Raw genomic sequence first — 380 nt, 5'->3', positions numbered from 1 at the left:
ATAGAAGAAGTAAAAGCATTTGGCGAAGAATATGGCTATCCTTTAATGATTAAAGCGTCCTTAGGCGGCGGCGGTCGCGGTATGCGAAGTGTCCCTACAGTGAACGATGTTGAGTCAGGATACGAGAGAGCAAAATCAGAAGCAAAAGCTGCTTTTGGATCCGATGAAGTATACGTTGAAAAGCTTGTGTATAAGCCAAAACATATAGAAGTCCAAATTTTAGGGGATAAGCACGGCAATTTGGTGCATTTGTACGAGCGTGATTGTTCAATTCAACGGAGACATCAAAAAGTAGTTGAAATTGCTCCTTCTAACTCCTTAACAAAAGAATTACGTGATCGTATTTGTGATGCAGCGGTTCAATTAATGAATAATGTAAA

Annotated in this window: 1 protein-coding gene; it reads left to right on the top strand. The window is 39.7% G+C overall.

Translation table 11 applies throughout. The annotated features are described in order from the left end of the window. On the top strand, positions 1 to 380 hold a 380-nt coding region (locus C406_RS19790), incomplete at both ends, for an ATP-binding protein (RefSeq protein WP_036655220.1).

It is taken from the genome of Paenisporosarcina sp. TG-14 (genome assembly GCF_000297555.1).
Taxonomy (GTDB): Bacteria; Bacillota; Bacilli; order Bacillales_A; family Planococcaceae; genus Paenisporosarcina; species Paenisporosarcina antarctica.
This window is presented reverse-complemented; position numbering and strand designations above follow the sequence as displayed.